Here is a 7,579-nt window from a genome sequence, read left to right on the forward strand (position 1 = left end):
ATGCGAGCCGCTGGCATCATCCCCGACGTCATCACGTACAGCGCCCTGATCTCGGCGTGCGAGAAAGGCGGGCAGGCCGAGCTGGCGCTGAAGATTTTCGATGACATGCGAGCCGATGGCATCATCCCCAACGTCATCACGTACAGCGCCCTGATCTCGGCGTGCGAGAAAGCGGGGAAGGTCGAGTGGGCGCTGGAGGTTTTCGAAGACATGCGCGCCGCTGGCATCATCCCCAGCGTCATCACGTACAGCGCCCTGATCTCAGCATGCGCGAGGGGTGGTCATCGCGCGGATGCAAGGCAGTTGCTTGAGAAGGCAGTGTCCGATCGCGTGTTCCATCCATCGCTTGGGTATGACGCAGGCACCAACAGCCTTGACTTCCATCTCAACCGCCGTCTGGTGCTTTCGCTTGTGGAGGACCGTGCGCGTGCGGTGCCGGCAGACGTAGCGCAAGTGCTGTTCGACCATCACGAGGCTCTGGGCAATCTCAGCAGTACGACGAAGTTCATCGTGGGCCAGCACGGCGACGACGTGATCAAGGACGCCATTACGCGGCGTATGCTGACAAAAGGGTGGACTGCCGAGCAAGGGTTCAGCCATGGCAAGGTCAATCCTGGGCGTCTGGTCGTCGCTCAGAACCCGGCACAGACGGCCCCTAGTGCATCGACGCTGAATGCCGCAGCAACAGAATTCGTACCACCCTGGCAGATGGTTCCTGGTCCTGGTCCTAGTGCATCGACGCTGAATGCCGCAGCAAAAGAATTCGTACCATCCGGGCTGCAACGCCGGTAGTTTTGTAGGGGTCGCCTTGTTGGTCGTGCGTTAGCTACGAAGCCTGCGAAATACTCTCAGCTTCTCAGCTTCTCAGCTTCTCAGCTTCTCAGCTTCTCAGCTTCTCAGCTTCTCAGCTTCTCAGAGCCGAGATAGCGTGTCACAGAGGCTGGACCGTGTACGGCAGGGTGCACATCGACGCGGTGCGTCGATGAGTGGCCTGACCGTCACTACCCGCGGCAGGAGCCGTATGCCCGAATCGGGCCGTACACCTGCACGCCCCGTAAAATCATTTGCCTCAGCAGCCTGTTCGCTGCCCTAACGAGCCTCACCATGTCCGGCAGCACTTTCGGCACCCTGTTCCAGGTCACCAACTTCGGCGAATCGCATGGCCCGGCCATCGGGTGCGTCATCGACGGCTGCCCGCCCGGCATGGAATTGAGCGAGGCCGATATCCAGCCCGAACTCGACCGTCGCCGCCCCGGCACCTCTCGCCACGTCACTCAGCGCAACGAGCCCGATGCCGTGGAGATTCTCTCCGGCGTGTATGAGGGCAGGACCACGGGTACACCGATCTGCCTTTTGATCCGCAATACCGACCAGCGCAGCAAGGACTACAGCAACATCGCGCAGAGCTTCCGACCCGGCCATGCCGACTACACCTACTGGCACAAGTACGGAATTCGCGATCCGCGCGGCGGCGGGCGCTCGTCGGCCCGGCTCACTGCGCCGATGGTGGGCGCCGGCGCGGTCGCCCGCAAATGGCTCGCCAAGCAGTACGGCACGCGCTTCGGCGGCTACATGACGCAACTCGGCGACATCGCGATTCCCTTCGAGTCTCTGGAGCACATCCCGAACAACCCCTTCTTCGCGCCGAACGAAAGCGACATTCCGCAGCTCGAGGCCTACATGGATGAGTTGCGCAAAGCCGGCGACAGTTGCGGCGCACGAATCACGGTGTATGCGCGCAACGTGCCGGTGGGCCTCGGCCAACCGCTATTCGACAAGCTCGATGCCGATATCGCCTACGCGATGATGGGCATCAATGCCGTCAAGGGCGTGGAGATCGGCGCCGGGTTTGCGAGCGTCGCACAGCGCGGCACGACGCATGGCGACGAGCTGACGCCCGAGGGTTTCATGGGCAACAACGCCGGCGGGGTGCTCGGCGGGATCTCGACCGGGCAGGACATCACCTTGTCCATTGCCATCAAGCCGACAAGTTCGATCCGCAGCGCGCGGCATTCCATCGACCTGGAAGGACAGCCGGCCATCGTCGAGACCTTTGGGCGGCACGACCCCTGCGTGGGGATTCGAGCGACGCCGATCGCCGAGGCCATGCTGGCTCTCGTGTTGATGGACCACGCGCTGATGTATCGCGCGCAGTGCGGCGATGTGAGGGTGGACACGCCGAAGATCAAGGCAGACGGGCGGCCCACCTGAGGATTTGGCCCGGAATAAGTTCCCGGTTTGGGGACGCTGGGCGGGATGCGATGCAAGGCGCTCCGAGCGCCGTGTGGCGAGCCACACAAGTGAGGAGCAACGCCGCAGCGCGCCCGCCCAGCGTCCCCAAACCGGGAAATCTAGGAAAGGACTATGGGTGAAGAGTCGTCAACCTCGATGCGAATCCAACACTGCGCCCTCTCAGGAAATTGAAGCGGCCAGTGCGGCTATTGTCTGGGGTTTGACATCGTCCAAGCTGATCGCGGCGGCGACGAGGCGCTCGCGCTGGAAATCGTTCAGATGCGCCGCTCCCGCGCTCAGCCCGGCTATCGCAACAGCCTTGTGGAAGCCGTCGCCGAAGCCGAGGGCGGCGACGACGAGTCTCTCGCGTTGGAACTCACTCAAATGCGCTACTCCTGCGCCCAGCCCGGCTATGGCATGAGCCTTTTGCAAGGTGTTGTCGCCAGGACCGATGGCGGCGACGACGAGTTTCTCGCGCTGGGAATCACTCAGATGCTCCTGGCCCTCGTTCAGATGCGCCACTTTCGCGCTCAGCGCGGCTATCGCATCGGCCTTGTCTCTGCTATTGGGGAAGTCGATCGTGGCGGACACAAGGCGTTCTTGCTGATGCGGACTCAAGAGTCCGAGCATGGATGCAAACGCCTCAACAAGTTTTGGGGTGAACTGCCCGCAGTTGCTGACCTGACGATCAGCGGTTTGCATCAGGCGGCCCAGCAGTCGGTATTTGGGGAAGGAGTCGACTCCCTGCACCAAATTCCGTAGAGCGCTAGACGTTCCCGACAGGGCGATCAGACCTCGGGCACCTCGAAGGTGCGTCGCTCGGCAAGAAGTCCAGGATCTTCTTCTGAGAATCCGTTTGAAGCAGTTCGAAAGGTGCTGCTCCTGGCGGACAGATGGGCGGCGATGCCGCGCCGATGTTTCCCAAGGTATCGGCCCCTGGCCGCAGCAAGTGCGCGTCTGAGGTCGCTTCGTGCACCAAGTGCAGCCTTGCAGCCGGCAGCGGGCTGGACGGGCCGACGTGCGGCGCGACAGGGTTTTCGCTGGACAACGGGACGTGTGCGCCACGCGGTGACCGCAGGCCGGCTTGGGGTGATGCGCCATCAGCACGATCGTGCCCAGCCACGTATCCCGAGTCCGTGCGCCGACGAAGCGCCTCGGGTGCGGCGAATTGAGGCGACGACGGCCGCGAGGGTGATGAGCCTTCGCTCGGGGGCAAAGCCGCGTCGGCCTTTCGCTTGCCGGTCCTGTCAATGCCTCTCATGCGCCTGACCTCGGTGAAGATGAATCAACAATCGTATGGTGCGGGTGCACCCGGTGTATGCGACGCCGCGAAGCGCTCTACGACAAAACAAACCCCTTGGTCGGCACCGCTTCGTCACACACTTTCGCGGCTTGGAAACCCCTAATCTGTACTCCGTCGCACACCTTGCTTTCCCCCTGGGGGGCGAACCTACACTCGCCCCATGACTGCATCAGACAACCAAAATTTCAATAGCTCACAAGGCTTTGAAAAGTCAAAAACGACAAGAGTGGGGTCTCGCACAGATGCAAACAAGCGTCGGCTGTGGGTGGGGGAACCATTGGCGTGGTTGTGCTGGCGGGCGTCGTGCTCGTGGGTGCGCCACGACTCGGCAATGGGTCGACAGCGCCAGGTCCGAAAGACAAAGGCGCGATCGTGGCCCTTGAGTTCGTGCCCTCCGAAGTCGTCAAACCCGCCATGGCGCCCATGCCGCTGGTGATCGAATTCTCTGGCTCGCTGATCGCGCCGCGTACAGCGACCGTTCGCGCCAAGGCGACTGGCACGCTTCTCAAACTTGCCGTCGCAGAAGGCGCTCGGGTCAAGAAGGGGCAGGTGCTCGGCGACATCGATCTTGCCGATTTGCAAAGCCGCGTCGCCGACCGCGCCGCTGCCGTCGAATCTGCGCAAGTCAGCCTTTCTGACGCCGAGCGACAGCACGCTGCCAACCTCGGTCTCGCCAGCCAGAACTTCATCTCCACGACCGCGCTGCAGTCGTCTCAGGCCAAGCTCGATGCGGCGCGCGCTCAGTTGAAATCCGCGCAGGCGCAGCTGACCAGCACCCGGATTGGCATGCGCGAGGCGGCGCTCATCTCGCCCATCGCTGGCATTGTCGGCAAGCGCCACGTGGTGCCTGGCGAAAAGGTCAGCGCCGAGCAGCAGTTGCTGACGGTGGTCGACTTGTCGACGCTGGAACTCGCAGGTTCGGTGGGCACGCACGAAGTCGCGCGCCTTGCGCCAGGACAGCGAGTTCAGATTCGCGTAGAAGGGCAGGACAAGTCCGTCGCAGGACGCATCGATCGCATTGCGCCGGCTGCCGAAACCGGCACGCGAGCCATCGGCGTTGTGGTCGTGCTCGACAACAAGATGGAGCAGTTCCGTGCAGGTCAATACGCGCAGGCCAGCGTGATGCTCGAAGACGATTCAACACGCCTGAGCCTGCCGATGTCCGCCGTAGGCCAGTCCTCGGGGCAGGACTTCGTTTGGACGGTCGAGAACAATGCGCTCGTGCGCCGCATCGTCATCACCGGCCGCCGCGACACGATCAGCGGGCGCGTGGAGGTGCAAAGCGGCCTGACGCCCGACGCTCAAGTGCTTGCCGCGAGGTTCGACAACCTCAAGGAAGGCGCGCCCGCCAAGGTCGTGGAGCAACGCGCGGCACCTGACTCGTCGGCGGCGGCATCCACGCCGGTTCCGAACAAGTTGTAAAGACAACCCTCGGCGCGGGCCACAAGCCTGCGCGTCTTAGTTTTCCTTTTCTCAACGGGAGCCCCCATGTGGTTCACCCGCGTCTGCATCAACAACCCCGTCTTCGCCACCATGATCATGGTGGCCTTGTGCGTGCTCGGACTGTTTTCGTACAGTCAGCTTCGCGTCGAGCGCCTGCCTGACATCTCGCCGCCCATCGTCTTCGTGAGCGTCGCCTATCCGGGCGCCTCGCCCGAAGCGATCGAGACCGAGCTCACGCGGCCGATCGAGCTTGCTCTCAACGGCATCGCCGGCGTGAAGGTGATCCGCTCGAACAGCTACGAAGGCCGCAGCGAAACCATCGTCGAATTCCAGCTCAGCGCCGACATGACGCGCTCGGTGCAGGACGTTCGCGACAAGGTGGCCGGCGTACAGGCGGGCTTCCCACGTGACGCGAAGGCGCCCTACGTCGGCCGCTTTGACGGCGACAACGCAAAGCCCACCGTGTACCTCTCGCTGCTGTCACCCAACCGCAGCTCGCGAGAACTGTCTCTGCTGGCGGACCAGGTGGTGCGCAAACGGCTCGAGCGCGTCGGCGGCGTGGCGCGTGTGGACGTGGGTGGGTTGACAGTGCGGCAGGTCCGCATCGACCTCGATCCGCAGCGCCTGCGTGCCAATCAGTTGACGCCGGCGGATGTTTCGGCGGCACTGCAGCGCACGAACTCCGACCTGCCGGTGGGCCTTTTGAGCGGCAAGACCGAAGACACCATTGTTCGAGTCGAAGGGAAAATCCTGGACGCGAAGTCCTTTGCCGACGTGGTGGTCGCCGCGCGCAACGGCACCGTGGTGCGGCTGGCCGATCTGGGTCAACTGGTCGAACGCGAACGCGAGCCGACCTCGATCTCGCGGGTGGATGGCATCTCGGCAATTTCCTTCAGCGTGTTCAAGCAGCAAGACGCGAACATCGTCGACACCGGCGAAGGTATCAATGAGGCCACCGAAGAATTGCGCAAGACCCTGCCCCCCGGCGTCGAGCTTCGCCTCGTCTATGCGGACAGCGACTGGGTGCGCGACTCCCTCGCCGGCGTGAAGCGCACGCTGATCGAAGGTGCCTTGCTCACGGTGGCCATCGTCTTCCTCTTCCTGCATTCGTGGCGCAGCACGGTCATCACCGGCCTGACCCTGCCGATTGCGGTGATCTCGTCTTTCATCGCCGTGTACGCCTTCGGCTTCACGCTGAACTTCATGACGATGATGGCCTTGAGCCTGTGCATCGGCTTGCTGATCGACGATGCGATCGTGGTGCGAGAGAACATCGTGCGGCACGTTCGCATGGGCAAGGACCACATGACTGCCGCGCGTGAAGGCACGGACGAGATCGGCCTGGCCGTCATGGCGACCACGTTTGCGATCTGCGCGGTGTTCGTGCCCGTGGCTTTCATGAAGGGCATCGTCGGCAAGTTCTTCTTCCCCTTCGGCATCACCGTGACTGTTGCGGTGATGGTCTCGCTCTTCGTGAGCTTCACGCTCGACCCGATGCTGTCGAGCATCTGGAAAGACCCGCCGAAGAATCCGTTGCTGCGCGTGCCGGGCCTGCGCCATCTGATGCTCGGCACCGACCGCATGCTGGACGTGATGCACGGCGTCTACGAGCGGCTGATTCGCTGGGTGTTTTCGACGAATCGCTATCGCATCTTCCTGCCACCGCTGCCGGCGTACGGCCGCCCCTTCGATGCCGAAGGCCGTCGCGACAAGACGCAGCCGCGGCGCTTGCGCTTTGCGACGCTGACGCACCGCGGTGTGGTGGTACTTGCCGGGCTCGCCAGCTTTGGCGGTGCCATCATGCTGGCGCCTCTGGTGGGCACTGAGTTCATTCCAGAAACCGACAACAGCTACATCCAGATCAACGTCACTTTGCCCGTGGGCACGAGCCTGACACGCGGCAGCGAAAAGCTTTTGCAGATCGAAGAAGTGGTGCGCAAAGTCCCTGAAGTGCGCATGCTGTCGTCGACGGTGGGCGACACCGGCAACTCCGCACGAAATGCCGCTTCGCTGAGCATCCAGCTCGTCAAGCCGCATGAGCGCAAGCGCAGCCAACGCGACGTCGAACAGGCCCTGCGCGAAGCGCTGAAGCCCATCCCCGGCATCGACGTGTCGCTGGGCAATCTGCCGATCTACGTGGCGCTGCTGGGGCCTGATCCGAAGGTTCTGGAAACCGAAGTGCTGCGCCTGCGTGACAAGGTTGCGCAGGTCAAGGGCATCGCCGACCTGACCACTTCGGTCAAGCCCGGCCTGCCGGCGTATGCAGTGCGGCCCAAGCCCGATGCGGTGCGTGAACTCGGCCTCACATCGAGCCAGATCGCGGCGAGCCTGCGCAGCTTCATCAACGGCGACGTGGCGACGTATTGGACTGCGCCGGATGGCGAGCAGGTGGAAGTCGAACTGCGCCTGCCGCAAACCTCGCGCGAGAGCTTGGCGCAGCTCGACAGCTTGCCTGTGGCCTACGCCCGGGACGGCACGCCGATCGCGCTGTCACGCGTGTCCGACATCGTGCCGGTGGAGAACCCCGAGGTCGTGAAGCGGCAGGATCTGCAGCGTCGCCAGGCGATCTATGCCGGTGCACAAGGACGACCGAGCGGCGAC

Annotated in this window: 5 protein-coding genes; 4 read left to right on the forward strand and 1 reads right to left on the reverse strand. The window is 63.3% G+C overall.

Annotated features, from left to right (window positions below):
- On the forward strand, positions 1-792 hold a 792-nt coding region (locus AC30NL_RS03480), incomplete at its 5' end, for a PABP-interacting PAM2 motif-containing protein (RefSeq protein WP_489462619.1).
- A gap of 312 nt (positions 793-1,104) precedes the next feature.
- Positions 1,105-2,211 (forward strand): chorismate synthase, encoded by a 1,107-nt coding sequence (gene aroC, locus AC30NL_RS03485; protein ID WP_489462620.1) that lies wholly within the window; start codon positions 1,105-1,107, stop codon positions 2,209-2,211.
- 201 nt (positions 2,212-2,412) lie between these two features.
- On the opposite strand, the gene AC30NL_RS03490 is transcribed toward aroC, so the two are convergent.
- On the reverse strand, positions 2,413-2,934 hold the full coding sequence (locus AC30NL_RS03490; RefSeq protein WP_489462621.1) for a hypothetical protein: 522 nt from the start codon (positions 2,932-2,934) through the stop codon (positions 2,413-2,415).
- 862 nt (positions 2,935-3,796) lie between these two features.
- Between AC30NL_RS03490 and AC30NL_RS03495 the strand changes: the two genes are divergently transcribed.
- Positions 3,797-4,957 carry an efflux RND transporter periplasmic adaptor subunit gene (locus AC30NL_RS03495; protein ID WP_489462622.1) on the forward strand — a complete coding sequence of 387 codons (1,161 nt, stop codon included), beginning with the start codon at positions 3,797-3,799 and terminating at the stop codon, positions 4,955-4,957.
- Positions 4,958-5,023: 66 nt separating this feature from the next.
- Positions 5,024-7,579: efflux RND transporter permease subunit (locus AC30NL_RS03500; RefSeq protein ID WP_489462623.1), on the forward strand; the 2,556-nt coding region annotated here is incomplete at its 3' end.

The organism is Rhizobacter sp. (genome assembly GCA_021153565.1).
In the GTDB taxonomy this organism is placed as follows: Bacteria; Pseudomonadota; Gammaproteobacteria; order Burkholderiales; family Burkholderiaceae_C; genus Albitalea.

Coding starts and splice junctions, on each gene's coding strand:
- AC30NL_RS03490 (WP_489462621.1), bottom strand. CDS start 2,934: ATGCAAACCGCTGATCGTCAGGTCAGCAACTGCGGGCAGTTCACCCCA.
- aroC (WP_489462620.1), top strand. CDS start 1,105: ATGTCCGGCAGCACTTTCGGCACCCTGTTCCAGGTCACCAACTTCGGC.